This window comes from Paenibacillus sp. FSL R5-0527 (genome assembly GCF_038008055.1).
GTDB lineage: Bacteria > Bacillota > Bacilli > Paenibacillales > Paenibacillaceae > Fontibacillus > Fontibacillus macerans.
Map to the genome: position 1 here is coordinate 3,562,512 of NZ_JBBOYI010000001.1, position 25,723 is coordinate 3,588,234.

The following is a 25,723-nucleotide window of genomic DNA, read 5'->3' on the forward strand; positions in this document are numbered from 1 at the left end:
GTCCTGGATGAACGGGTTTAGAGCGCAATAGGGTCGCCTGTGTCCGTTAGGCTGGGAATACCCGGGAAATGGGCGGATAAGGTCGCTGGAGTCCGTTAGAGTAGCGTCTACAGATTAGAAAGAGCCGAAGTACTCGGTGCTTCGGCTTGTGAAAGAAGGGGAAGGGTTCTCTTAGTAGAACCGAAGAGGGAATGGGTTTGGGTGGAAAGTTTACGGCCCGCCTTTAAAGTCGTGTTCTGACCTTATAATCCATTGAATAAGAACACGACTTTAACAGCGGGTGGAACCCCATACCCATCCCTCCAATCGCTCTAACGTAGAAGTCAGAGTTATAGAAGAACGCCGTCAGGCGTTTTTCTTAGTTGTACGCCCAGCATGGACGTCAGCTTTAGGGGAAAAGTCCCGAACTTAGGCTGGCGGGCTCCTATGGAGAGCTGGCCCTCGTGCCGATGGAGTCGGAGCAGTACCATTTGGACTGTAAGTTATTGAAACAGTACGTTCATCTTGATTATAGTGTAACTAAGAAATGTTTATCTCTGAAACAGAGGATGATGGACGTGAAGGTACTGGCGATTGCGCCGTATGAAGGATTGAAGGAAATGATTCTCAGCTTGGCGGAAGGCCAGGATATGGAGCTGAGGGTGGAAACCGGGGATTTGCAGCAGGGGTTGAAATATGCCGAGGAAGCGGCGCGTAACGGGACGGATATCATTATCAGCCGCGGCGGCACGGCCAAGCTGATCCAGTCCAGGGTCGCCATTCCTGTCGTTGAGATTGAAGTGTCCGGCTACGATATGCTGAGGGTGCTGACGCTGGCCAAAGGATATCCCGGCAAGGTGGCGATCGTTGGCTTCGCCCAGGTGGTCGCCGGCGCGGCGGCGGTGTGCGAGGTGCTGGATATGAAAATCTCCTCCTACACGGTTCAGGATGAATCCGGGGTTGGCCAGGTGCTGCAGGAGCTGCGGGAGCAGGGGTATCAGATTATCGTCGGGGACGTCATTACCGTTAAGGAAGCGGAAAAGCTGGGTTTGATCGGTTTTCTGCTGACCTCGGGCAAAGAGAGCGTGCTGCGTTCCTTCCAGCAGGCGCGGAAGTGGCATGCGCTGTTTGAAGCGTGCAAACGGGAATACGGCATGGCCTACCAGGTGCTTCAGGCGGAGCAGGCGGGGGTGGCTGTTTATGACCGCGAGCAGCGGCAGGTGATCGGCAATCCGTATTTCAACCAGCAGATTGCCCCTTTTATGGATTCAGAAAAAATAGGGCGCATCGTCCGCGAGATCCTAACGGAGGGTACGTTCCATACCATGCTGGAGCAGGCGGAGCAAATCTGGCGGGTCAGCGGTTACCCGCTGCCGGGTCCGGACGGGCCATTGGCCGTATTGCGGATCGCGGGCGGCAAAAGCCGGGATGAGCTCAGGCTGCGGGGGGCTTCCCTTGTACCGGCTGAGGCCGGCTTTCGCGCGGCCCAGGTGGCCGGCAACATCGTCAGCCATAACAGCAGGATGAGGCATGCGCTGGACAAAGCGCAGAGCTATCGCGATCAGGAGCTTTCTGTCTGGATTTCCGGGGAAAAAGGGACAGGCAAGGAGCTGCTGGCTCAGTTTATTCATTTTGGCGGCGAAAGAGGGCTGCGGCCGTTTCTGAAAATCGAATGCGGGCTGGCTTCACAGGATCTGTGGGACATGCTGCTGAATGAGGAGCGGAATGAGGAACTGTTCGGCAGTCTTGCGCGCGGCACTGTATTTTTGCGCGACATTGACGGCCTTGGTGAAGCTGAGCAGAAGAGATTGGCGGACTATCTGGACAAGCAAACGCCTGCTTTTCAATGGATTGTGTCCTCCAGGGAGGATATTCTGGAGCGGACCGAGAGCGGCGGATTCAGCGCGGAGCTGTATTACAGGCTGGCGGAAGTCACGCTGCCGCTGCCTTCGCTGAGGGAACGCAAGGAGGATATTGAAGGCCTCTCTCTGCTGTACATCAACGAATATAACGCCAAGTACGGCAAGCAGGTGGTCGGGCTCAGAGATGAAGCGAGAGAGGAGCTCGAACGGTTTGAATGGCGCGGCAATATTCATCAGCTGCGGCAGGTGATCGAAGAAGCCGTGCTGCTTGCCAAAGGCTTGTACATTGAGCAGGGGGAAATCAGCGAGGTGTTGTCCACCAGACGGATGCGGACCGAATTCGGGAAACCGGACTTTGATCTCAGCGGAACGCTGGAGGAAATTGAGCAGCGGATTATCCAGCAGGTGTTGCTGGAGGAAGGCATGAATCAGGTGAAAACCGCCGAACGCCTGGGCATCAGCCGGACCACGCTGTGGAGGAAAATAAAGTAACTAGCTAAACATGACAACATGTTTCATAATGAAACATGTTGTTTTTAATTTGAACATTTTTTCAAAATGTGTTGTTAAATTGAACAGGCAGGACTATAATCACATTTGAAAGCGCTTGTACAAGAAAATAGTTCAATTCTGAAACAGGAACACTCGAATATAGGAGGCTTAACCATGGAATTCAAAGGCATTATTCCCGCCATGCTGACTCCTTTGACAAAAGAGCAGCAAGTGAATGAACAGGTTGCCCGCCAGCTCACGCGGCGGATGATCGATGCAGGTGTTAACGGTGTGTTTGCCCTCGGAACGAACGGGGAGTTTCATCTGTTGGATGAACAGGAGAAACTGAAGCTGGCTCAAATCGTCGTGGATGAGGTGAACGGCACGGTTCCCGTCATCATGGGCAGCGGAGGGAACGCAACTGCGGACGTCATTGGACTATCGAAGAAAATGGAAGAGCTTGGCGCAGATGCCTTGTCGGTCATTACCCCGTTTTTTATCGCTCCTTCACAGGAGGAGTTGTACGTCCATTTTGCCAAAATCGCCGAATCCACTGCGCTGCCGGTACTCCTGTACAACATTCCTTCACGCACAGGCGTTCATTTGGAAGCGGATACGGTGGCGCGGCTGGCCAAAATCCCCAACATTGTCGCCATTAAAGACAGCAGCGGCAAGTTTGAGAACATTCAGCAGTATATTCAGGCCACGCAAGACGAAGATTTTTCCGTGCTGGCAGGCACCGATTCTCTGATTCTGCAGACGTTAAACGCCGGAGGCAGCGGAGCGGTGGCGGCTACGGCCAACATGCTGCCTGAGGTCGTCGTGTCCATTTACCAGAACTGGCTCAAGGGGGATCTCGAAGCAGCGCAGAAGGCCCAGGACCTGCTGAATCCGCTGCGCGATACGTTCAAATACGGCACCTTGCCGTCCGTACTGAAGAAAGCGGTGGAATTGTCCGGCATTCCTGTCGGTCCGCCGAAGCTGCCGGTCAGCGAGCTGTCCGGCGAGGCCCTTGTGATTGTACAGGAGATGGTCAGCAGCTACAAGCTGAGATAAACATTAGAGACAGATCATGGGAAGGAGAGTTAACGATGCAGGTATTGTATCAGTTTCAGACAGCAGCCAAAATCATCGCCGGCAGAGATTGCCTTCACACTTTAGGCGAGCATTTGGACTCCGTGGCTGCCGGTATCCGCAGCGCTTTGGTTGTGACGCAGCCGTTTATCCAAAGCTCCGGTATTCTGGACGGTCTGCTAAATCAGCTCACGGAGAAGGGAATTCAGGCACAGGTGACGCTGGATGTTTTGCCGGAGCCAACGCTGGAAAATATTGAAGAGGTATATCAAAAAACATTGGGCGCAGCGGGTGCGAGTTGTGATGTCATTATCGGCATTGGCGGCGGCAGCGTGCTGGACGCGGCCAAAATATTGTCCGTGCTGCCGGCCAACGGCGGCTCGATCCGCGGCTTCCTGGGCACGAACCTGATCAAACGGGCAGGCATTCCAACGGTGCTCATCCCTACGACCTCGGGAACCGGCGCCGAGGTGACACCCAATGCGATTGTGACGATTCCGGAGGAAGAGTTGAAGATCGGGGTGGTCAGCCCCTATCTGCTGCCGCAGCTTGTCATCCTTGATCCGATGGTGACGCTTGGTCTGCCGCAGGCGGTAACCGCCGCCACCGGGATGGACGCCTTTACTCATTCGCTTGAATCCTTGATTTCCAACAAGGCGAATCCGCTCAGCGATATGTTTGCACTGGAGTCGATCCGCCTTATCGCCTCTAACATTCTTGAGGCATATCATCACGGTTCGTCCATCGAGGCAAGAGAGAACATGCTGCTTGGCTCGATGTACGGCGGCATGGCGCTGACCAGCGCCGGAACGGCTGCGGTGCATGCTCTGGCCTATCCGCTTGGCGGCAAATTCAAGATTGCCCACGGGGTGGCGAATTCCATGCTGCTGCCGCATGTGATGGAATTCAACATGGACGCGGCGGCTCCCCGCCTGGCGCTCGCCGGGGCGGCGATGGGCCTGGATGTGCACGGGCTGTCCGAACAGCAAGCCGCGGAGGCCGTCATCCGGCGCATTGCCGAATGGACGCAGGAGCTGAACATCCCGCAAAATCTGCAGCAGTACGGCGTATCCGAGGAAGATGTCGAGGAGTTGTCCCTCTCCGCCGCGAAGGTTACCCGGCTGCTGAACAACAATCCGAAGCCGGTCAGCGTGGAAGACATGAAAGTGATCTACCGCAAGCTGCTTCCGCAAAGCTCCTGAGGGTGGCGGCATGAGGATAGCAGTCATTGCCGACGACCTGACAGGCGCCAGTGATTGCGGGGGACAGCTCGTCCATTACGGCCTGCGGGTGTCGGTCGTCCTGGGGCGGCGGGAGCCAAATCCGCTTCCGAACGAAGCGGTGATCCTGAATACGGACAGCAGGTCCCTGTCCAGGGAAGAAGCCTACCGGACGGTTCAGGAAGCATGCCGGCAAATCCGCAATGAGCCCTTTGACGTGCTGTACAAAAAAATGGATTCCACCATGCGCGGGAACGTGGGGCAGGAGATCAACGCGGTATATGACGTGTTTGCGCCGGATTTTGTCATCATTGCTCCCGCTTATATCGGGAATGGACGGCAGGTGATCGACGGGATTCATTATGTGAACGGCATGAAGCTGCATGAAACGGAAGCTGCTCATGATCCCAAGACGCCGGTGCAGGAATCGCGCCTGGTCAAGCTGATCGGCGATCAGGCGCAGCGGAAGGTGGGACATCTGTCCAGAGCCGATCTGGAGCAGGGAACGGAGCATATCGCGGCCCGGATGGCTGCGTTCAAGGAACAGCGGATTGCTTATATCGTCGCGGATTCCGCAACGGAAGCCCACATGGAGGCGATCGTGCAGCATATCGCGCCGCTATCCTATTCGGTCATTTGGGCCGGCTCATCCGGGCTGATCCGGCATCTGCCCCAGGCCTACGGCTTGTCCCGCGTGCATACCGAGGAGGCCCTGCCGAGATCGGAAAAGCCTGTCCTGCTGGTGGTCGGCAGCGTAAGCCCGGCCGGCCGCAGACAGCTGGAGCGGGTGCTGCAGGTGACCGGGGTGACGGGCATCGAAATGGACGCAGTTCGGGTGATCAGCGGCGAAGCGGCTATGGAGGCCGAACTGGAGAGGCTGCGGCGGCTGGCGGATGATGCCTTGGGGAAAAACAGGCATGTGGTGTTATTTTCGTCGGATAAAGTGGAGGAAACAAGAAGGGCCGGGCAGCGGTTCGGCTATAACGCAGTGGAGATCAGCAACCGGATATCGCAGGCGCTGGGGCAATGCGCCGCCGAACTGGTGACTAGACACGGCCTGCAGCATCTGTTCCTGACCGGAGGAGACACAGCGCATCAGGTATTCCAAAGGTTGAACCTGCATGAATTCCGGCTGCTGGCGGAGGTGGAGAACGGCATACCGCTCGGTAAACTTTCCGGAGAACAAGATATTTTCGCAGTGACCAAGGCGGGCAACTTCGGCTCGGAAGCTGTAATGGAGAAAGCGGTGCTGAAACTGCAAGGAGGGGTATTATGAAACCAATTATCGGGATTACGATGGGCGACGCGGCGGGCGTCGGACCGGAGATTATCGTGAAGGCGTTAGGACATCGGGAAGTGTATGAGCAGTGCCGGCCGGTTGTGCTTGGGGACGCCAAGATCATGAACAGGGCCTTGAGCGTGACGGGCTCCGATCTGGTGCTGGGCTCCGTGCATTCCATTCAGGAATGCCGGTTCGAACCGGGAACGATCGATTGTCTGGATCAGAATCTGCTGCCGGAGGATCTGCCCTTCGGCCAGCTGTCGGCGGCTGCGGGAGATGCAGCGTTCCAGTTCCTGAAGCGGTCGGTCGAGCTGGCCAAAGCCGGGGAAATCCAGGCGATCTGTACAGCTCCGCTGAACAAAGAAGCCCTGCATATGGGCGGCCACCGCTATCCTGGGCATACGGAGATTTTGGCGGATTTGACCGGGACGGAAGACTATTCCATGATGCTGTCCTCGCCCAAGCTGAAGGTGATTCATCTAACGACACATCAGGGGCTGCTTGAAGCCATTCAGTCCATCACACCGGAACGGACTTATAAGGTGATCGCGTTGGCTGATGAAACGCTCAAGCGCGCCGGATACGCAAACCCGCGCATCGCCGTCTGCGGCATTAACCCGCATGCGGGCGAGAAGGGGTTGTTCGGCAACGGCGAAGAGGAAAAGCAGCTTGTACCGGGCGTCGAAAAAGCGCGGGCGGAAGGCATTCATGTGGAAGGCCCGCTGCCGGGAGATACGGTATTTTTCCGGGCCGTACGCGGCGATTTCGATATTGTGGTGGCCTGCTACCATGACCAGGGTCATATTCCGATCAAGGTGCTGGGCTTGGAGGAAGGCGTTAACATTACGGTGGGCCTGAAAGGCGGTGTGATCCGCACCTCGGTGGACCATGGGACAGCGTTCGATATTGCCGGGCAGAACCAGGCGGATGAAGCAAGCCTGCTGGCCGCCATCCGTTCCGCTGCCGAACTGGCGCCAAAGCGTGTATAGACTAAGATAAAGGAGGCAAATCAGGATGAAAGTAGTTTCCACATCGCCGTCGTTCGGCAAATATTCGGATGAACCGTTCCGCTACCTGGAGCAGCATGGCCTTGAACTGGTTCATCTGCCTGCTGATATCGGGGAGGAGGATTTTATCAGGAAGGCTCAGGGTGCAGCCGCGGCTATCGTTGCTTTTAATACGATTAACGGACATGTGCTTGAGCGGATTCCCAGCCTGAAAATTGTGTGTAAACACGGCGTAGGCGTCGATAACATCGATCTGGAAGCGGCCAAGGAACGCCAGGTTTGGGTGACCAACGTTCCGAACGCGAATAAACATGCAGTTGCGGATTTTGCTTTCGGGCTGATGCTGGCGCTTGCCAGGCAGATTCCGGCGGCTGACCAGGGCACCAAGGCAGGCGAGTGGCCGAAAATTTTCGGTACGGACGTTTACGGCAAGACGCTGGGCATCATCGGACTGGGCAGCATCGGGAAAGAGGTGGCGCGCAGGGCGGGCGGATTCGATATGAGCCTGCTTGCTTATGATCCGTACCCTGACCATAAATTTGCGGAGCAGTGGAAGGTGCGTCTGGTCGGGCTGGACGAGCTGCTAAGAGAAAGCGACTTCATTACGCTGCATATGCCGCTGATCGAACAGACACGAAATTTAATTGGAGCGGACCAATTCTCTATGATGAAAGAAAGCGCCTTCCTGGTAAACGCATCCAGAGGCGGCATCGTCAATGAGGAGGGGCTGTATCAGGCTTTGAAGGAGAAAAGGATCGCAGGCGCCGCGCTGGACGTATTCGAGGAGGAACCGCTGACCGGGCACCCGCTGTTCGCGCTGCCAAACTTTATCGCCGCACCGCATATCGCAGGGTATACGGATGGCGCGGTGAACACGCTTGGCATGACCTGTGTCCGCAATATTGTAGACGTCATTGTCCATGGGAAGGCACCGCAGCACGTGGTGAACGGGCTGTAATTATTTGAACAGGGAGGTTAGACAACATGCAAGCTAATGAACCGACAACCGCCACAGAAGCAAAACCTGTCCGCAAAAAGTCCAAAGTCCGCTGGGTTATCGCCTTTCTGATGTGGGCGGCGATTGCCATTAACTATATTGACCGCACGGTGCTTTCGGCTGCCGCTCCATTTTTGACGGATGAATTCTCGTTAAGCGAAGCGCAAATGGGCATTATCCTGTCCGGCTTCTTCTGGTCCTATGCGCTGCTGCAAATTCCGGCCGGCTGGTTTGCCGACCGTTTCGGCCAAAAGAAGACGCTTGGCTTCGCCGTCATCTGGTGGTCGCTGGCGACGGCGGTGACCGGACTTGCCACCGGCTTCAAGTCACTGCTCGGCTTCCGGGTCGCCTTGGGCGTCGGGGAAGCGGCGGCTTATCCGAGCAATGCGGGAATCGCGTCCAAATGGTTCCCGGACAAGGAAAGAGCGACCGTTTCCGGTATTTTTGACAGCGGTTCCAAGTTTGGCGGGGCCATTGCCATGCCGCTGATCGTCTGGCTGATCGCCATGTACGGCTGGAAAATGACCTTTGTCATTATCGGGGTGCTCGGCGTCATATGGGGCATCATCTGGCTCCTTTATTTCAAGGAAACCCCGGAGGAGCATAAGGGAGTTAATGAAGCGGAGCTACAGCACATCCGCGAGGGCCAGACCAAAAAAGAGGGCGCTGACAGCAAGCAGCCGATGAAATGGTACCATTTGCTGAAGCACAGAAATATTTGGGCCATGTGTATCGGGTTCTTCATGATCAACTACAACTCCTATTTCTTCATTACATGGCTTCCTACGTATCTGGTCAAGGAACGGGGCATGAATCTAATCGAAATGGGGTTCGTAGCCTCACTGCCGCTGCTGTGTGCGATGGTTGTAGAGGTGGCCGCAGGCTGGTTATCCGACCGGATTTACGCGAGCGGAAAGCTATCCTTGACCGCAACACGCAAGCTCTTTCTGGTTATTGGTCTCCTAATGGCCGCCTGTATCGGTTTTGCTGCTTTTGCCGAGTCTGCCGTTCTCGCCGTGGTGCTGCTATGTATTGCCAAATCCGGCACAACGGTAGCTGCATCCCAGGTATGGGCGCTTCCGGGCGACGTGGCACCGAAAAACATGACCTCCGTTGTAGCGGGGATGCAAAACTCTGTCTCCAACATGGGCGGTGTCGTTGGTCCGATCATTACCGGTTTCATCGTAGCCAGCACAGGCTCGTTCGTACCGGCGCTGATTTTCTCCGCGCTGCTAATCGTAATTGCGATTGTGAACTATCTGTTCCTGATGAAAAAGGTAGAGCCGATTCAAGTGAAAAACGCCTAACTTTGAAAACTGACTAAGCTGAAAGCGCAGAAGGGGCAGCCCGCTGCGCTTTTCTTGTTCGCAGGCCCGGATGGGAGCCAGCGATGCAGGGTCCGCCGCAATCGTCCTAAATCGATTCACGGATCTTGCCGGGCCCGTGCGAAGCGGCGGCGTCGCGGTATTGCCCCGGCGTCATGCCCTCCACCTTACGGAAAGAACGGATAAAGTTCTGTGAGTTGTTGTACCGGAGCTTCGCCGCGATATCCTTGACCGGCATATCCGTTTCCCTCAACCATTTCTTGGCCATTTGGAACCGGTACATCGTGAGATATTCACTGAAAGAGTACTGCGTTTCCTTACGGAAAATGCTGCTGATATAGTTCGCATTGTAGTGCAGGCGCGAGGCGCATTCCTCCAGGGTCAGGTCGGTGTCGTAATGATGCTGGATCAAATCGATGATTTTCTCCGATATATTGTGATACTGCGCGTTTTGCCTGCTGTTGAAAATTTTGATCATCGGCAGGATGACCGTGGTCCAGAACCAGTCCTCGATTTCGGCTTTGGTGTGCAGGTCGAGCATCTCCTCAAACAACGAGCTGTTGGCGTGATGGATCTGCTGCAGTGAAATCCCCGATTCCTGCATCATGATCAGCAAATTGTTCAGCAGGCGGGTCAGCGGAATTTGATACTCTTGCGGCGAGAGCTCCTGGGCGAACAAGGACTTAAAAAGCAGGCCGGTAAGTTCCTTCGCTCTGCCCGGTTCGGCCAGCTTGATCGCGTCCATCAGGTCGTTTTCTTTATGGGTCGGGTAGTTCAAGTTCAATACATGCTTGCCGGAGTTGATGTTCTCGTATTGGACAATCACTCCGGTGCCCAGTTTTATCCGGTATTTCAGCGCTTCGATCCCTTCCCGGTAGGCGATGGATATTTTGTGAATGGATTGGAAAGGCAAGCTCATACCGATGCTGACCTGCAGTTTCAGATATTGGCCGATTTCGTGCTGCAGTTTTTCGGTTAAAGCATAAACGGTTTGATGAAAGGTTTCGGCATTTCCGTCCGCGCTTCCGATCAAAGTCACGATGGTCTGGTCCATAATGACCGGGGCAAACCTGTTGTTGGGATCCGCCAGCTCCTCGATCATATTCTGCGCGGCGAACAGCAGCAGATTGAGATCTTTTTTCTCATAAGCCGAATCGTCCGCAAAATCGAGCGCCAGCGCGATGACCGCCATCGTTTGCCATTCCTCGATTTGATCTTTGTAGCCGTGCTGTTCGAGTTTCTCCAGAAGTTCGCGCTTTTTGTATTTTCCCTGGAAGGCCTGGATCAAGGAAAAGGTGCGAACCTGTCTAATGTGCTGGCTGATCTCCGTTTCGAGCCGGGATTTCGACTGGAACAATTGGTGGAGCTCTTCGCCGATCATTTCAAATTCGTTGGCCCGCCTCCGGCGGACATCGGTTTTTCGCCGGCCCATCTGGTTGAGGAGGCGTTCAATCGGCGAATACATCCGGCGTGAACCGAACCAAGCCAGCAAGATGGACAGGATGAGCATAAGCAAGCAGACGTAAAAGGTATACAGCCCGATTTTGCCCGCTTCCTTGGTCAGGCTTCCGATCGAAGTCACCGACAGGTACACCCAGCCGTTCAATTGGGAGCGCAAATAGGTGACGGAAAAATCTTTTTTGCCGATCAACGTTTGAAATTGCCCGGAGGGCTTAGCCTCGTCCGCAATCAGGGACACATCCGCAAATCCGGTCTCTTCGAGCGGCCTGCCGATGAACGACGGATCGGGATGGATCAGAATCCGATCGTGTTCGTCGACGACAATGATGCTGCCTTGCGAATTTACGTCCGTCGCAATGACGTCCTGCAGGCTGCAAGCGGGAATATTCGCCAGGGCCAGCCCGTATTTATGCAGCTTGGAGACCGGCAGCTTCTTGATCAGGCTGATGCTGTAATTGCATGGTGCGGAATTGGTGTTTTCCTCGCTGTAAAACCACGCGGACGGGGTTAAAATCCACGAGGTATTGTCGGGCGTATCCATCAGCCGTTCGAGCCGTTCGTGATCCTTATATTCGTCCAGCCGGTAAAGGCCCGAATTTTTCACCATCCAGTTCTGCTGCATGTTGATCAAAACGACGTCTTCCAGCTTCGTATCGAAGGATTGCATGTTGCGGATTTCATTGCGCAAGTCGTTGTATAATTTGAAATCGCTTTCACTTAGCGGGTTGTTAAGAGCCCTTTTAAGCACGGTCGAGTTGACCACCTGATTTAAAGTTTGATTGACAGTCGTCAATTTACGTTCTACATTTGAGTTAATTTGCGAAATCAGTTCAATTTTGCTTTGGTTGACATTTTTTTGGATTTCCCGGGTCGAAGTCAAATAGGAAAAGGTACCGATGAACAACACGGGAAGCGTGCTAACGACGATCGTAAAAATCATTAATTTGCTCAAAAAGCTTAACGGTTTCACCAATATCAGCACCTGACCTTATGTGATGAATTGCGGCTATATCAAGTGTAAAGTGTTTTACAGATAATTACAATAATCATCTCGTTAGGCAATAATCATTTTGTTTCATTCTTCGAATTTTTAGGGAGGAATAATCAAATGTTCAGAAAAAAACGCGGATTAAAAAGCATGTTTTGCGCGTTTGCCATTTGTCTGATCGCCGTTTCTCTGCTTGGCGGCTGCATGAACCGGGACGCGAAACGCGCGGCGGCCGGCGAAGATCGTACTTTTATTTCGATTTTGGTACCGCTTCATTTTCCTCAGCCGCCCTCTAAAGATGTCGTGGCGGAAATCGAGCGGCTGACGGGGGTGCATCTTGACCTTCGCTGGGTGCCGGAGGGCGTCTATACCGACAAGATGATGACCGGGCTGACGACCAATTCCTTGGCCAAAGTCAGCTTCGTGAAATTTTCCGATTACAATCTGGTCAAAAATGCGATTCGTTCGGACGTTTTCTGGGAAATCGGGCCGTTTTTGAAGGAGTTTCCGAACCTCGGCAAGCTTGACCGGAAGATTTTGGATCAGACTGCGGTGGACGGAAAAATATACGGACTATATACCGAGCGCCCCTCCTCGCGACAAGGGGTTATTCTGCGCAAGGACTGGCTTGACCATCTCGGTTTAAAAGCGCCGCAGACGCTCGAAGACCTGTATGAGGTGATGAAGCAATTTACATATAACGATCCGGACGGGAACGGGAAACAGGACACGCTGGGCGTCGTGGACCGCAATGATCTTGTGTACGGCATTTTCAAGACGTTAAGCTCTTATTTCGGGACGCCGAACAATTGGAAAATTGAGGATGGCCATGTCATCCCGGAATTTATGACGGACGAGTACATGGATACGATGAATTTTATGAAAAAGCTGTACGACGAGAAGCTGATCAATCAGGATTTTCCGCTTACGAGCAAAGAGATTCAACGCGACAAGTTCATTCGCGGCGAGGCGGGCGTATTTATCGGGAGCATGACCGACGTTCAGCGGCTGTCCATTGAAGCGCGGGCGATCAATCCGGACGCCGAATTTACGCTGGTCAACCGGATCAAAGGCCCGTACGGATACAAGGTCTGGTCGATTCCGAACTACAACGGGCTTTATTTGTTTTCCAAAAAGGCGATCCCTACGGAGGAAGAGCTGCGGGAGGTGCTTGGCTTTTTTGACCGGACCATGGACAAGGATGTCGCCAATATAATGATGTACGGATTTGAGGGGAGACATTATTATACGGAAAACGGGAAAGTGGTCCTTCCGGAAGAGACTTCGCAGCTTCGGGTGTACGAGGTGAACCCACTGTATTCGCTGCTCATTGCCGACATCAGCAACAAAAATATTATGGAGGTCGCCAAAAAAGAACAGCTGACCTATATTGCGGATCAGCTCAGTAAGGACAATGAATCGTTTCTGGCCCTTGACCCGACGGTTCAGCTCAATTCACCGACCTTTGATGAGAAAAACGCCGAGCTTTCCGCGATCATCGCGGATGCCACATACAATTACATCCTTGGCCACATCGATGCCGAAGGCTTCAAGCAGGAAATCGAACGCTGGCAACTTAGCGGCGGCGAAACGATTATCCGGGAATTCGAGGCTTCACTTGCAGAACAAAAGAGCGATATAAGATTGTTCAAAACAAGGCTATAGAATGACATGAAACATGATTTTGCTTTGGGAGGTACACAATGTGCGAAGAGAGACTGGATCGAATCGAGGATATGCTAACTCGACTGATCGGGATGGTTGGCAGGTCAATATCCACTGCTCCGGACGCTTTGCACGATTATCCCGTTTGATCCGGAAGCAAAAAGGAAGATAAATCAGGAGAAGAAAATAGGTTTGGGAGCAGCAGACATGCTCGAGATCGTTAGACAGTTTGTGAGAAAGAGGTTTGGAGAAGTGAAGCAGACCTCACGGGAGGAATGGGGCAAGACACCGGGAAAAATGAAAGGACCGTGATTAGCCCCCAACCTCTCCCCCTGAACAAGAGGGATAATCGTGAAAAGCAGCAGGCAGGGGTACCAAGACACAAACCTTGGTTTTGATTTAGCAAGGACCTTAGCTTCCGCTTGCCGGCGGAACTTAAGGTCCTTGTTGCTTCGTTTCACGGATGCCGTGCATGCATTTTCCATATCCAATCTAGCCACGGGCCTGAAGTCTGCTGCGTATGAGCTCTCTGTTTTCCCAAAGCTGTCTTCTGAGATTGGCTTTGGAGCCTTCCAGCAAAAAATGAGGGATGCCGTTGGCTTTGGCGATTTCCACACCGGCCCAGGTTGCTTCGTGTGAGGTCGCTGTAATCAATTTAAACAGGGCGTGGGATTTGCGCAGTTCCGCAAAGATTCGCTCCGGATGTTCTCCGTTTTCATGGACGAATTCCGCCCCGGTTTGTTTGACCACGGATTCAAACCATTTGGCTTGTCCTCCAATGACGGCGATTTTGCACCCCTGCAGGAACGGTTCACTTTCCGCGGCGCTTTTTTTCTTTTTCTCCGTATTCCGCTTTCCGGTTATGGCTTGTCCGCGTTCGCGGTTCATCTCGTCCCGGTTCCGGAACACTTTTGAAAGTCTGGCGCAGGTTCCGTCCGCGGCCACATTAAACAGGCAAGGATCGCCGTCAAAGGGGCGCTGGACCTCCAAATCTTTTTCATGTACGGGAAAACGGTTTTGCGGGTTTTGGATATCTACGCAGTAGTAGGCATGGTGTTCACCCAGTTCCACATATCCCCAATATTGCTCGATGGGCGCATGCGTGTCGTCCCCTTGAAACAGCACGGTGATATGCTGAAAGACGGAGCCGTCCGGCCTCTTTTGCGGTTCGCACTCAACCTCGGCCTCATGCTCCAACCCGACGGCGTTAACCACGGATTCCGTAACCGTAAAGGAATCACCGTCTTCCAACTGGATATAACCGCCGTGTTCTTTGCGATAAAAGATCCCGGTCTTCTTGTTTGAGACCGTCGTCCGGTCCTGGACAATATCCTGCGCCGGGGCGGGCGGCTTCAAGCTGCTGGCCGCTTCCGCCTTGTAATCGGGTTCCTCCGGGTGAACGTGAAACTGTTCTTCAAGCCGATTGATGAGATCAAGCTTCAAGGAAATCTTTTTGCGGATGCGTATTTGTTCCGGCCCGGTCAGCGTGCCGCGGCGCTTTAGTGTTTCCATAAGCAGGAAGGCTTCCTCATGAAAATGCCGAACCAGCCGATCCCCACAGGCCGCGGGACTTTCCGCCAAACTGAGCCGCCTTTGCAACGCGTCTTGTTCTTTCCGGACGTTCTGCAGCGCCAGAGCGGCGTTTTTTTCGCTCTCGCGGGCCGCCTGTTGCCATTTTCTTGTTTCTTGCCGCTGCTTCTTTACATCATGCTCCAATTGGGAGTTTCTCTTCCGTTCGAACTCGTGACGCTGCCGAAGGCCGGCAAGCTCTTGTTCCAGTTCCGCTTTTGCCGCTTGAAGGGCGTTATTTTGGGCCAGCACACGCTGCAGATTTTCTTCCAGTGTCCGCAGTTCCTGCTTCAGTTTGGCGATGGTCCGTTCGGCTTGAATGCGGAGACCGCGTTCATGGTCGATTCTTTGCTTCTCTTCTTTGGCCAGCTCTTTCTTGTCCCGGGAAGGGGCCGGGGCAGGAGCAAGGGCCAGGGCGGATGGCAATTCTTGCTCCAGCTCCGCGATCCTTTTGGCGATAGCCGCCGATTCTTCGGGAAAAAAACGCAAAGCCCAATAGTAATGCCACGGCCCGTATTGCTCCCTTTTTTCTTGTTCCAATGCCAAAAACGATTCATCGGAAGCCGTATCATCCTCATAAAGGTCGCTTACGGACAATAGGATGTGCTGCAGTATTTTTAACTTTTCGTGGCGCTTCCCCGATTTCGCGCGAATGATATGGATGAGTCCTTCAATAGGGTAAGGTTTGTTCGTGGAACTCTTTCCTTTAATATTTAGCGATGATAGTAATCGCCGTTTCCGGGCATCGCTCATCTCGTGGAGGATACCGGAAAATTCCCGGATCGGAAGAGGGGCAGCCAATAATTTGACTATCGCGCCGCTAAACGGTTTGAATTCGGCCGCATCCATGCCGTTAAACGTTTTTCGTAACATTTCAACTCGCATATATTACCTCCTTTTTATTAGCGAAAGATTCACATCTATAGTACTTTATAGCTCCGGGGCTATACTAAAGTGATTGCTTATATTGTACATTATACTGTAATTTTTTTCATAATTTGATTTAAAAATATATTCCCATCATTCATCACCACGATAATCATTATTTCAGATATGCCCGTCGCGGCGGCCGTTATGAGGAAATGATTGTTTCCGGAATGCTCCGGCGGAATGTACTGTGAAGTTGTAACCAATACAATTCATTTGGAGGTCAAAACGGTATGAAGAAAAAGTCTTTCACCCTCTTGTTGACCGCACTTTTATCGCTAAGCGTCATGCTGGCCGGTTGTGGAAGCGGTAACAATGGAGGCGGCGCAGCCGCGACAGAACCCGGTTCGTCCACCGCGGCGAACGGAGAGAACCAATCCGCAGGGTCGGACAAACCGACGGAAATCACGATCATGCTTCCATTGAATACGTCCGAGACTCCCCCGGACACGATCAAAACCGAACTGGAGAAACTGACGAACACGAAGCTGACGTATCAGTTTTTCCCGGCCGACACTTACGAGGAAAAGCTGAATACCGCATTTGCAACAGGCTCTTTACCGCAGGTGACCTACCTCAAAAACCAGACTACGTTTATTCAAATGAAAGAGGCGATCAAGGACGGGCAGTTTTGGGAAATCGGCCCTTATATGAGCGAATTCCCGAATCTGAACAAATTGAAGCCGGAAATTCTGAACAACACGAAAGTGGACGGCAAGCTGTATTCGCTTTACATCGGCAGACCGCTTGCCCGCCAAGGCATCATTTACCGCAAGGACTGGGCGGACAAATTGGGGCTTAACGCGCCGGCCAATGTGGATGAATTGTTCGAAATGGCGAAGGCGTTCACCGAACAAGACCCGGACGGCAACGGCCAAAAGGATACGACGGGGATTGTCGACCGGAACGAATTGGTTTACGGAGCCTTTAAAACGGTATCCTCCTGGTTCGGCACGCCGAACAACTGGGGCGAAAAGGACGGCCAGCTCCAGCCGGAGTTTATGTTCCCGCAGTATATCGATACGATGGACTTTTTCAAAAAGCTTCGTGACAACGGTTACATCAACCAGGACTTTGCGGCCACGAGCAAAACCGATGCCGTCAATATGTTCACCAGCGGCAAGGCCGGACTTTATATCGGCGGGTCCATGCAGGATATCGATTCGATCCACAAGGATTTGATCAAAAACGTTCCGGATGCCGTGCTGGACACGCACAGTATGGTTGCCGGACCGGACGGAAAATTCGCCCAATGGATGATTCCGGGTTATAACAATATTGTCTTGTTCCCGAAATCGGCAGTAAAAAATGAGGAAGAGCTTAAGAAGATTCTGGCGTTCTTTGACAAGATGATGACGCCTGAAGTGGCCAATTTGATGTATTGGGGCATCGAAGGCACGCATTATACGGTAGTGGAAGGAAAAGCGCAAGCCGCGGAAAACAAGGAATTGATCGAACGTGAAGTGAAGCCGTTCAAGGACAGCGTCATCGGCGAGTTTGAAACGAACGGCATGTACGAAAGCTACAATACGCTGCCGGGGCGGATTCATGCCGAGGAATTGATCAAGGAAAATGTGAAGGTAGGCGTGCCTGACCCGACGGCGGCTCTCGACTCGCAAACCTATACGAATAAGGGAGTAGAGCTTCAGCAAATCATTACGGACGCCACGTATCAATATATCTATGGTCAAATCGACAAGGCCGGTTTTGAAAAAGCGGTGGAACAATGGAAGAGCCGCGGCGGATCGAAAATCATCGAGGAGTATAACGCATCCAAATAAAACGTAGGCCGAACAGGCTATGAGGCTGATGCTTCAATATATAGGATGAAACATCCATTTCAAAAGTTCATCCTATATAGCCTGTTCATGAATTAAGAAGCAGAGAGGAAGAGACGCATGCAGGAAGCGACCGCTCCGTCCACTGCCACTCCCAAGGTCCAGCCTGGCAGCCGCCGCAAGACCGGCGAGCTCAGAAAGCGGCTGTGGAGAAACAAATGGCTGTATGTCATGCTGCTGCCGGGAGTGCTTTATTTTATCATTTTCAAATATTTGCCGATGTACGGGCTGATCATTTCTTTCCAGAATTACAAGCCTTATAACGGAATTATGGGCAGCGAATGGGTTGGTATGGAGCATTTCAAACGATTGTTTACCGAACCGGACTTCGCGAACATTTTGATGAACACGATCGTTTTGTTTGCCCTCAACCTGTTCATTTATTTTCCGGTGCCGATTATCTTGGCGTTAATGCTGAACGAGCTGCGGGGCAATTTTTTCAAACGGCTGTTTCAGACGCTCGTCTATTTGCCGCACTTCATGTCCTGGGTCATCATCGTTTCGATTACTTATGTCATGGTGACGATGGACGGCGGCATTATCAACGAACTGCTGGTTTATTTCGGATTTGAAAAAATCAATTTTTTGCTGAATCCCGGCTGGTTCAGGCCGATGTATATCCTCCAGGTCATTTGGAGGGAAGCGGGTTGGGGTACGATTATCTACCTGGCGGCCATTGCGGCCATCGATCCGGGACTGTATGAAGCGGCGCGGATCGATGGAGCCGGCAGAATGCGGCAGGTATGGCATATTACGCTTCCGGCGATCCGGGGCGTCATCATCACGCTGTTTATTCTGAAAATCGGCCATGTGCTTGACCTCGGGTTTGAGCACGTCTACCTGCTATTGAACTCGATGAACCGGCAGGTTGCGGAAATCATCGACACTTACGTATACACCGCCGGTTTGCGGCAGGGGCAGTATAGTTACAGTACGGCGATCGGGTTCTTTAAATCCGTGATCGGCCTGATCATGGTCGTGCTGGTTAACAAAGTAGCCAAAAAAATCGGGGAGGAAGGCGTCTACTAGAACGTGTTCAAGAAGTTAGGTTTATGGCTTCCTGAACCATCGTTTCAATATAGATGTGGAGGAGTTCATATGGTAGAAGACAGATCCATAAGCGGCAGAATATACGCTGCCATTAATTTTACGCTGCTGGCCATCGTTGCGCTCATTACGGTGCTTCCCTTCATCCATGTCGTGGCCGGTTCGTTTACGACCAACGCGGAGCTGGCAGCCAATAAATTTGTGCTGATCCCGAAGGTGTGGAGTTTGGAAGCTTACAAATTTATTTTTTCGACGAATACAATTTTCAGGGCGATGGGCGTTTCGGTTGGCGTTACTTTGATCGGTACGCTGTTCAGCATGCTGCTGACGGCGCTGATGGCTTACGCGCTGGCCCGCAAAGATCTCGACGGCCGTAAAACGCTCAATTTCCTCGTCGTCTTTACGATGTTGTTTAACGGCGGCTTGATCCCTACGTTTCTGGTCGTCAAGGAGCTCGGGATGATCGATACGTATGCCTCGCTCGTCGTACCGTCGGCGATCAGCGCTTTTAATATGATCATTCTTAAAAACTTCTTTCAGAACATTCCGGAAGGCCTGGAGGAATCCGCGCGGATCGACGGCTGCAGCGACTTCGGCATCCTGTTCAAAATCGTACTGCCGCTTTCGATGCCCGCAATCGCGACGATTTCCCTGTTTTATGCGGTGACGTACTGGAATACGTACATGTCGGCAATTTTGTACCTGAACGACAGCGTGAAATGGCCGATTCAGGTGCTGCTCCGGCAAATCGTCGTGCTGGCGAGCGGGCTGGATCACAGTTCCACCCTGGACGGTACGGTGCCGCCGCCGGATCAGACGATCAAGATGGCGGTCATCGTGGTCGCCACGGTGCCGATTCTGCTTGTGTATCCGTTTTTGCAGAAGCATTTCGCCAAAGGGGCCATGCTCGGCTCGATCAAAGGCTAAGAGGCCGCGTTATTCCGTGTACAGCGTGACATGGTGCGTTTTTTAACCCGCAAAACGATTCTAACGGTTGCCACAACCGCTATTTGTTCCAAAAACGTTGATTTCAAATTGTAACGGTTGCCATGGCGCTTATTTCACTGAAAACCGGTTGTGTTTGCCTGAACTAAGGAAATTAACGACGCTCGCAACCGTTAGAATTTAGCAAAGGCCTTTTTTCGTAAAATAGCCGCTGCTGCAACCGTTAAATTTACGGCGAGCGATAGTAACGGCTTGAAAACCTGAACTTTTGCGGAAAATCGGGAAAGTATGATTTTGAAGTGAAAGGAGCTTGGAAATGACAGTTCGTTGTCCGGACACACCGATCGAGTGGGCGAGGAAGGCCTGCGATTCGCTGATGGACGCTTACGCCGCCGGCAGCCTGCCGCCCGCGCACCGCTGGCATTACCATCAAGGCGTTTTCCTGTGCGGGATGGAGCTGCTTTGGGAAGCCGTTCAGGATGAGCGCTACATCTCGTATATTCAGGAGTATGTGGATGATCTGGTGGATGAGCGGGGCAATTTTTATTTTGCCAGGGATGAGCTGGACGCCGTGCAGGCGGGGCTGCTGCTGTTCAGGTTGTATGAACGGACCGGAGCGGCGAAATACCGGATCGCGGCGGATAAGCTGCGAAACCTGCTGCTGACTTTGAACAGAACGTCCGAAGGCGGTTATTGGCATAAGGATAAATATCCTTATCAAATGTGGCTTGACGGGCTTTATATGGCGGGGGTGTTCTCGCTGAAATACGCGAATGCGTTCGGGGATACGGGGCTCAGGGCAGAGGTGCTGCATCAGGAGAGACTGATGCGCAAACATATGAAGGACGAGCGGACCGGGCTGTTGTATCATGCCTGGGATGAGAGCCGGCGGATGCCATGGGCGGACCCGCAAACCGGATGTTCTCCGGAATTTTGGAGCAGGTCGCTCGGATGGTACGGCCTGGCCCTGGCGCAATTTCTTGAGCTGCTGCCTGACGATGAGCCCGGGAGGGATGAACTCGTTAACGCTTTACAAGGGTTCGTAAATGCCCTGATCCGGTATCAGGACCGGGAGAGCGGGTTATGGTACCAGGTCGTCGACAAGGGGGAGCGGCCCGAAAACTGGCTGGAAACGTCGGGCTCCTGCCTCTTTGTCTACACGATCGCCAAAGCGGTGCAGCGGGGAATCGCCGATGAAGAGGCCTTGAGCGCCGCCAAGAAAGGGTATGAAGGGCTGACCCGTGCGGTGGAGTGGGATGATGCGGGCCGGCTGGTGCTGCCGGGCATCTGTATCGGCACTTCGGCCGGTGATTACGACAATTACGTAACGCGCCCGAAAGTGAACAATGATTTGCATGGCGTCGGCGCGTTTGTGATGGCTTGCGTCGAAATGGAATCATTATTGAACAGATCGGAGAATGTGTATGTATAATATCGCCGATTATGGGGCCGTCAGAGACAGCGGGGTTTTGGCAACCCGGGCGATCGAAGCCGCCATCGCGGCCGCGAGCGAAGCGGGGGGAGGCACGGTGGTGGTTCCGGCCGGCACGTTCCTGACCGGAGCCATCTTCATGAGAAGCAATATCGAGCTGCGGCTTAGTCCCGGCGCGGTGTTGTCCTTCAGTACGGACCCAAACGATTATCCGGCCGTGGAGTCCAGATGGGAAGGGGTAAAAAGAGAGGTCCACGCCTCCTGCATTTACGGAGAGGATCTCGAAAACGTGTCCGTGACCGGAAGCGGCTGTCTGAACGGAAACGGGGAGCCGTGGTGGGATAAGCACAGAAACCGCCCGGAGGAGCTTAAGTTTCCGCGTCCGAAGCTGATCAGCTTTGACCGCTGCCGGAGGGTAAGCATCAAGGATGTAACTTTGGTCAACTCGCCGAGTTGGACGGTCAACCCGATTTGCTGCCGCGATGTGACGATCGACAATGTGTCGATTCTGAACCCCGCGGACTCGCCGAATACGGACGGCATCAACCCGGAGTCGTGCACGAATGTCCGCATCGGCAACTGCAATATCGATGTAGGGGACGACTGTATCGCCATCAAGGCGGGAACCGAGGATACGAAAGAGCGGATTCCGTGCGAAAATATTACCATCGTGAACTGCACGATGGTGCACGGGCATGGCGGGGTCGTGCTGGGCAGCGAGATGAGCGGGAATATCCGCAATGTGACGATAGCAAATTGCGTCTTCAAGCAAACGGACCGCGGCATCCGCCTGAAATCCCGGCGCGGCCGCGGCGGCGTCGTCGAAGATATCCGGATCAGCAATATCGTGATGGAAGACGTGATCTGCCCGTTCATTATGAATCTGTATTATTTCTGCGGACCGCGCGGCAAGGATAAATATGTTTGGGATAAAAATCCGTATCCTGTGACGGAGGAAACGCCGAACTTCCGGCGCATTCATTTTTCCGGGATCACGGCGCGCCAGGTTCACGCTTCCGCCGGGTTTCTGTACGGTCTTGCGGAGCGGTATATCTCCGAAATCACGTTCGATAACATCGACATTTCCATGGCGGAGGACGCCATTCCCGGACGCCCGGCGATGATGGCCGGCATCAGCGATATGGCGCGGCGCGGGTTCTATTTGGGGAATGTGCGGGACGTGCGGTTCAGCCGGGTAACGATTGAAAACCATGAAGGCCCGGCCTTTTACATTGAAAACGGGGATGACGTGGAAATTACGGATTGCCGGTCGAAAAATACCGCCAAGCCGGAAAAACTGGTGGAGCAGGTGACGCTCTCGTCCTTTGAATCTATATAGGATGCACTAAAGAATGTGATGCAGGCAAGGGAGTAAAATGATTCCGCAGAAACTGAAAGCTTTCTGAAAGAAAGCTGCATCGGAAGTATAACTTGCGGTCGCCTTTGTGAGCGGACGGAATAATTTGACCGGGGGGGTTGGCAAACCATGCTGGTAGGAAAAGAATCGTTTTGCGATTACCGGACGATCGGGGAAGCGGTGGATGCGCTGGAGCGGGATGCCGCCATGCAGCCGGAAACCCTGTACATTTTGGCGGGACGATATGAAGAACAGGTGGTGATTTACCGCTCCCATCTTCGCATCGTCGGCATCGGGTACGTCGAAATCGCGATGAACCGGTATGCCAAGGAGCGGGATGAACACGGCGAGGAAATCGGGACGTTTGCCACGCCGACATTGTTTTTGGGCGGCAGCCATCTCGTTGTGGAGAATCTGACGATCTCGAACACGGCCGGGCAGGGCGAGCGGATAGGGCAGGCGGTGGCGGTGTATGCGCATTGCGACCAGGCAGTGTTCCGAAACTGTACGTTCAAAGGGCATCAGGATACGCTGTTCACGGGCCCGTTGCCCCCGGCGCCGCGGGAAAGGGCCGCGTTCGGCGGGATTCCGCTTAAGGAGCATCATGAGCATTACCGCCAGCACTATCAAAACTGCTATATCGAAGGGACGGTCGATTTCATCTTCGGCGGAGCGGCGGCGGTGTTCGAGGCTTGCGAAATCCGCAGCCTCGTTCATGAAGGCTGCGGCGTCGGCTATATAACGGCAGCGTCGACGCCGCAGGGGCAGCAGCACGGCTACGTCTTCCGCGATTGTTTTCTGACGGCGGAACCGGGCGTTCCTAAAGCTTCGGTATACTTGGGGCGCCCTTGGCGGGAGTATGCGCAAACCGTGTTTGTTGATTGCCTGATGGATGAACATATTCATCCTAAGGGCTGGGACAACTGGAACAATCCCGCCAACGAGGCGACGGTCCGGTATATGGAATTGGGGACAAGAAGCAAGGATGCCGCCCGGCTGCGCTCGTTGCGTGTTCCGTGGGCGGGATATGCGGAAGACACGGCGAAAGAATACGAGTATCGCCCGGAACATGTATTTTCGGGGACGGATTTTTGGCGGCAGGAAAGGCTTGATAGGTAAGCAAGCGGCCGATTGAACCGTGTTTGTTGCCGGAAGAGCGGAACCCGGGAGAAGACCGCAAAAAAACCGTGAAGACCCGACGAGGGCCCGACGAAACTCGACGAAGACCATCGAATAACCTTGAGTTAATCCGTTTTTTTGCGGGGTCCGGCGCCTCGTGAAGGGACCAACTGCCGAATCAACTGCAAAAGTACATCTGATTTCACGCAAATCCCCTTTTTTGAGTGAATGAAATGCAAGAATGCATCTGTTTTGGAACTATTTGATAAAAAAGTATCTTTTGGGCGGAAATGAACTGCACTTTTGCATTTCGATGGGCCGTTTCGGGAGAATTTGACAAATATCGCATGTCCTTTTGCAGTTTGTGGAAATTCGGGGAATGCTCTGCCCCCTCCGGTCCTGTCGTAAACGGCAATGGTAAAACCGCCGGCCCACGAACCCGTAGCGCTTCGTACCATCATGCATCCACTAATACTCAGCACGCAACTCAGCACGCAACTCAGCTCGTAAATTTGCCTTCACGGTAATTTGCGGGCTTTTTTGCATGGCAAGGCGAATTTAAGCGATTTCAAAGTTATGTGAAAATGTATATTGACGTTATACAACGGCCATGGTACCATTTGACACAAAACTAACATGTCAGTTATAGCAAATAGCATGTTAGTATGTTAGTTAGCGTTGTTTTATTCCTAATTCAGTAGTGCTTCCGAAGCGAGTTTCTACGATGCCGTATTGAGGAAGCAATGCTCACAAAACTTTAAGGAGGGCATTTTGTGGATGCAGCCAATTTTGTAATCGGTTTCATGATGGTCCTGTCGTTTTTCGGACTCGTATGGTACTGCGTGAAGGGCTATAACCTCATGGTGGGCTTTTTTATCATGTCGGTATTATGGACGGCACTCGCCTTAATCGGTAACGCGATTTCCCCCACTGGTACGATGGAAGGGCAATCTTGGGTTTCCGTGCTGACGAATGTGTTTCAGACAGGACCCGAAAACTACGGTAAAGCTATCCTTGTAAACATTTTTTTCGGGGCTTTTTTCGGCAGAATTTTGATCGACACCGGGATCGCCGCGACGTTAATCCGCAAAGTAGTGGAACTGGGCGGAGACAAACCGCGAGTGACGATGTCGCTCCTATGTATTGTTACGGCCGTAATTTTTACCTCCATGACCGGGATCGGGCCGGTAATTTCCATTGCCGTCATCGTATTGCCGATCATGCTGTCGCTCGGCATTCCTTCGCCGATCGCCTTATTTTCCTTCATGGGCTCCATTATGGCCGGGATTTTCGGGAATATCGTCAACTTCAAACAGTATCAGGCGATCTTCGCCACCGCCAACGAAAGCTACGCCAGCTATGATTATAACGCCTACTTCACCTTCGGCATGATTGCGATGGCCGTCTCGCTGGTCGTTGTGCTCATTGTAGCCAATCTTTCCATGAACAAGAAGAAAATATCCCGCGCCTGGGCGGCAACGACGCCCGAAGAACAAAATTCCGGAGATGCGCCCGCCATTTCCTGGATTTCGATCATTCTTCCGGTGATCGGCGTGGTTGCGTTCAAAATTCCGATTATTTTCGGATTTATTGTTGCCGGCCTGTTCGCTTTGTGGACCTGCGGCAAGCTAAAGGGCGGATTTGCCGGCATTTGCCGCATGCTTTCAAAGCAGTTTGCCGACGGCGCGATCGATGTGGCGCCCATGATCGGCTTTTTGCTGACGCTCGCCATGTTCAACAACGCGGCTACATATGCTTCCCCTTATTTTAAAATTCTATTTGGCGGAGTGATGCCGCAGACGGCGCTTTTGCTATGCATCGTGTTTGCGGTTTTAACGCCGCTTGGCTTCTTCCGCGGGCCGATGAATCTGGTCGGGTCCGGGGCGGCCATTCTGGCCGTGGTTGTATCGACGGCCGCCTGGCCGGTGCAATTTTTGTATCCATTATTCGCCGTCACCACGGTTGCACCGCAGCACCTTGACGTTACCCAATCCTGGGTCGCCTGGGGATTCGGCTATACGAAGGTACCGGCCAGGGATTTCATGAAGATGTCCATCCCTTCAGGCTGGATTATTGGGATTATTCTATGCGCCGTCGTTTTTGTCATGTACGGTAATCTCGTATAAGGTTGGAGGAT

The 25,723-nt window shown here is 53.1% G+C and carries 17 protein-coding genes; 15 read left to right on the forward strand and 2 right to left on the reverse strand.

Translation table 11 applies throughout. The annotated features are described in order from the left end of the window. The first annotated feature begins 557 nt into the window (after positions 1-557). The 7 genes from NYE69_RS15655 to NYE69_RS15685 all read left to right on the forward strand — a co-directional run bounded on the left by NYE69_RS15655 (position 558) and on the right by NYE69_RS15685 (position 9,220). On the forward strand, positions 558-2,333 hold the full coding sequence (locus NYE69_RS15655; RefSeq protein ID WP_340926947.1) for a sigma-54-dependent Fis family transcriptional regulator: 1,776 nt from the start codon (positions 558-560) through the stop codon (positions 2,331-2,333). A gap of 174 nt (positions 2,334-2,507) precedes the next feature. Continuing rightward, entirely contained in the window at positions 2,508-3,389 is an 882-nt protein-coding gene (gene dapA, locus NYE69_RS15660) for a 4-hydroxy-tetrahydrodipicolinate synthase (RefSeq protein WP_340926949.1), read from the forward strand. A gap of 35 nt (positions 3,390-3,424) precedes the next feature. Continuing rightward, positions 3,425-4,609, forward strand: a complete 1,185-nt coding sequence (locus NYE69_RS15665; RefSeq protein ID WP_340926951.1) for an iron-containing alcohol dehydrogenase — start codon at positions 3,425-3,427, stop codon at positions 4,607-4,609. A gap of 10 nt (positions 4,610-4,619) precedes the next feature. Beyond that, positions 4,620-5,903 (forward strand): four-carbon acid sugar kinase family protein, encoded by a 1,284-nt coding sequence (locus NYE69_RS15670; protein ID WP_340926953.1) that lies wholly within the window; start codon positions 4,620-4,622, stop codon positions 5,901-5,903. Next, on the forward strand, positions 5,900-6,898 hold the full coding sequence (gene pdxA / locus NYE69_RS15675) for a 4-hydroxythreonine-4-phosphate dehydrogenase PdxA (protein WP_328271190.1): 999 nt from the start codon (positions 5,900-5,902) through the stop codon (positions 6,896-6,898). The genes NYE69_RS15670 and pdxA overlap by 4 nt, the downstream gene beginning before the upstream one ends. A gap of 25 nt (positions 6,899-6,923) precedes the next feature. Further along, entirely contained in the window at positions 6,924-7,874 is a 951-nt protein-coding gene (locus NYE69_RS15680; RefSeq protein WP_328271191.1) for a phosphoglycerate dehydrogenase, read from the forward strand. 26 nt (positions 7,875-7,900) lie between these two features. After that, complete coding sequence (locus NYE69_RS15685; RefSeq protein WP_328271192.1) at positions 7,901-9,220, forward strand: MFS transporter; 1,320 nt, start codon at positions 7,901-7,903, stop codon at positions 9,218-9,220. A 106-nt stretch (positions 9,221-9,326) separates the two neighbouring features. Here NYE69_RS15685 and NYE69_RS15690 read toward each other — a convergent pair whose 3' ends face one another. Then, entirely contained in the window at positions 9,327-11,669 is a 2,343-nt protein-coding gene (locus NYE69_RS15690) for an AraC family transcriptional regulator (protein WP_340926957.1), read from the reverse strand. A gap of 138 nt (positions 11,670-11,807) precedes the next feature. Between NYE69_RS15690 and NYE69_RS15695 the strand changes: the two genes are divergently transcribed. Next, the gene (locus tag NYE69_RS15695; protein WP_340926958.1) at positions 11,808-13,352 is read left to right on the forward strand and encodes an extracellular solute-binding protein; all 1,545 of its coding nucleotides are present in this window, start codon (positions 11,808-11,810) and stop codon (positions 13,350-13,352) included. A gap of 492 nt (positions 13,353-13,844) precedes the next feature. On the opposite strand, the gene NYE69_RS15700 is transcribed toward NYE69_RS15695, so the two are convergent. Further along, positions 13,845-15,806: a hypothetical protein gene (locus NYE69_RS15700; protein WP_340926959.1), complete on the reverse strand. Its 1,962-nt coding sequence runs from the start codon at positions 15,804-15,806 to the stop codon at positions 13,845-13,847. 275 nt (positions 15,807-16,081) lie between these two features. Here NYE69_RS15700 and NYE69_RS15705 point away from each other — a divergent pair, with 275 nt between their 5' ends. The 7 genes from NYE69_RS15705 to NYE69_RS15735 all read left to right on the forward strand — a co-directional run bounded on the left by NYE69_RS15705 (position 16,082) and on the right by NYE69_RS15735 (position 25,712). Next, complete coding sequence (locus NYE69_RS15705) at positions 16,082-17,629, forward strand: extracellular solute-binding protein (protein ID WP_328271196.1); 1,548 nt, start codon at positions 16,082-16,084, stop codon at positions 17,627-17,629. A gap of 117 nt (positions 17,630-17,746) precedes the next feature. Beyond that, the gene (locus NYE69_RS15710) at positions 17,747-18,715 is read left to right on the forward strand and encodes an ABC transporter permease (protein ID WP_328271197.1); all 969 of its coding nucleotides are present in this window, start codon (positions 17,747-17,749) and stop codon (positions 18,713-18,715) included. A 69-nt stretch (positions 18,716-18,784) separates the two neighbouring features. Then, positions 18,785-19,660, forward strand: a complete 876-nt coding sequence (locus NYE69_RS15715; protein ID WP_036623923.1) for a carbohydrate ABC transporter permease — start codon at positions 18,785-18,787, stop codon at positions 19,658-19,660. 334 nt (positions 19,661-19,994) lie between these two features. Next, positions 19,995-21,110, forward strand: coding sequence for a glycoside hydrolase family 88/105 protein (locus tag NYE69_RS15720; RefSeq protein ID WP_155619894.1), 1,116 nt, complete (start codon positions 19,995-19,997; stop codon positions 21,108-21,110). Next, positions 21,097-22,449: a glycoside hydrolase family 28 protein gene (locus NYE69_RS15725; protein WP_155619893.1), complete on the forward strand. Its 1,353-nt coding sequence runs from the start codon at positions 21,097-21,099 to the stop codon at positions 22,447-22,449. The genes NYE69_RS15720 and NYE69_RS15725 overlap by 14 nt, the downstream gene beginning before the upstream one ends. 147 nt (positions 22,450-22,596) lie before the next feature. Continuing rightward, positions 22,597-23,586, forward strand: coding sequence for a pectinesterase family protein (locus NYE69_RS15730; RefSeq protein WP_036623919.1), 990 nt, complete (start codon positions 22,597-22,599; stop codon positions 23,584-23,586). Between the two features lie 773 nt (positions 23,587-24,359). After that, on the forward strand, positions 24,360-25,712 hold the full coding sequence (locus NYE69_RS15735; protein ID WP_213510780.1) for a citrate transporter: 1,353 nt from the start codon (positions 24,360-24,362) through the stop codon (positions 25,710-25,712). Positions 25,713-25,723 lie beyond the last annotated feature (11 nt).

Coding starts and splice junctions, on each gene's coding strand:
- dapA (WP_340926949.1), top strand. CDS start 2,508: ATGGAATTCAAAGGCATTATTCCCGCCATGCTGACTCCTTTGACAAAA.
- NYE69_RS15665 (WP_340926951.1), top strand. CDS start 3,425: ATGCAGGTATTGTATCAGTTTCAGACAGCAGCCAAAATCATCGCCGGC.
- NYE69_RS15670 (WP_340926953.1), top strand. CDS start 4,620: ATGAGGATAGCAGTCATTGCCGACGACCTGACAGGCGCCAGTGATTGC.
- pdxA (WP_328271190.1), top strand. CDS start 5,900: ATGAAACCAATTATCGGGATTACGATGGGCGACGCGGCGGGCGTCGGA.
- NYE69_RS15680 (WP_328271191.1), top strand. CDS start 6,924: ATGAAAGTAGTTTCCACATCGCCGTCGTTCGGCAAATATTCGGATGAA.
- NYE69_RS15685 (WP_328271192.1), top strand. CDS start 7,901: ATGCAAGCTAATGAACCGACAACCGCCACAGAAGCAAAACCTGTCCGC.
- NYE69_RS15695 (WP_340926958.1), top strand. CDS start 11,808: ATGTTCAGAAAAAAACGCGGATTAAAAAGCATGTTTTGCGCGTTTGCC.
- NYE69_RS15700 (WP_340926959.1), bottom strand. CDS start 15,806: ATGCGAGTTGAAATGTTACGAAAAACGTTTAACGGCATGGATGCGGCC.
- NYE69_RS15705 (WP_328271196.1), top strand. CDS start 16,082: ATGAAGAAAAAGTCTTTCACCCTCTTGTTGACCGCACTTTTATCGCTA.
- NYE69_RS15710 (WP_328271197.1), top strand. CDS start 17,747: ATGCAGGAAGCGACCGCTCCGTCCACTGCCACTCCCAAGGTCCAGCCT.
- NYE69_RS15715 (WP_036623923.1), top strand. CDS start 18,785: ATGGTAGAAGACAGATCCATAAGCGGCAGAATATACGCTGCCATTAAT.
- NYE69_RS15720 (WP_155619894.1), top strand. CDS start 19,995: ATGACAGTTCGTTGTCCGGACACACCGATCGAGTGGGCGAGGAAGGCC.
- NYE69_RS15725 (WP_155619893.1), top strand. CDS start 21,097: ATGTGTATGTATAATATCGCCGATTATGGGGCCGTCAGAGACAGCGGG.
- NYE69_RS15730 (WP_036623919.1), top strand. CDS start 22,597: ATGCTGGTAGGAAAAGAATCGTTTTGCGATTACCGGACGATCGGGGAA.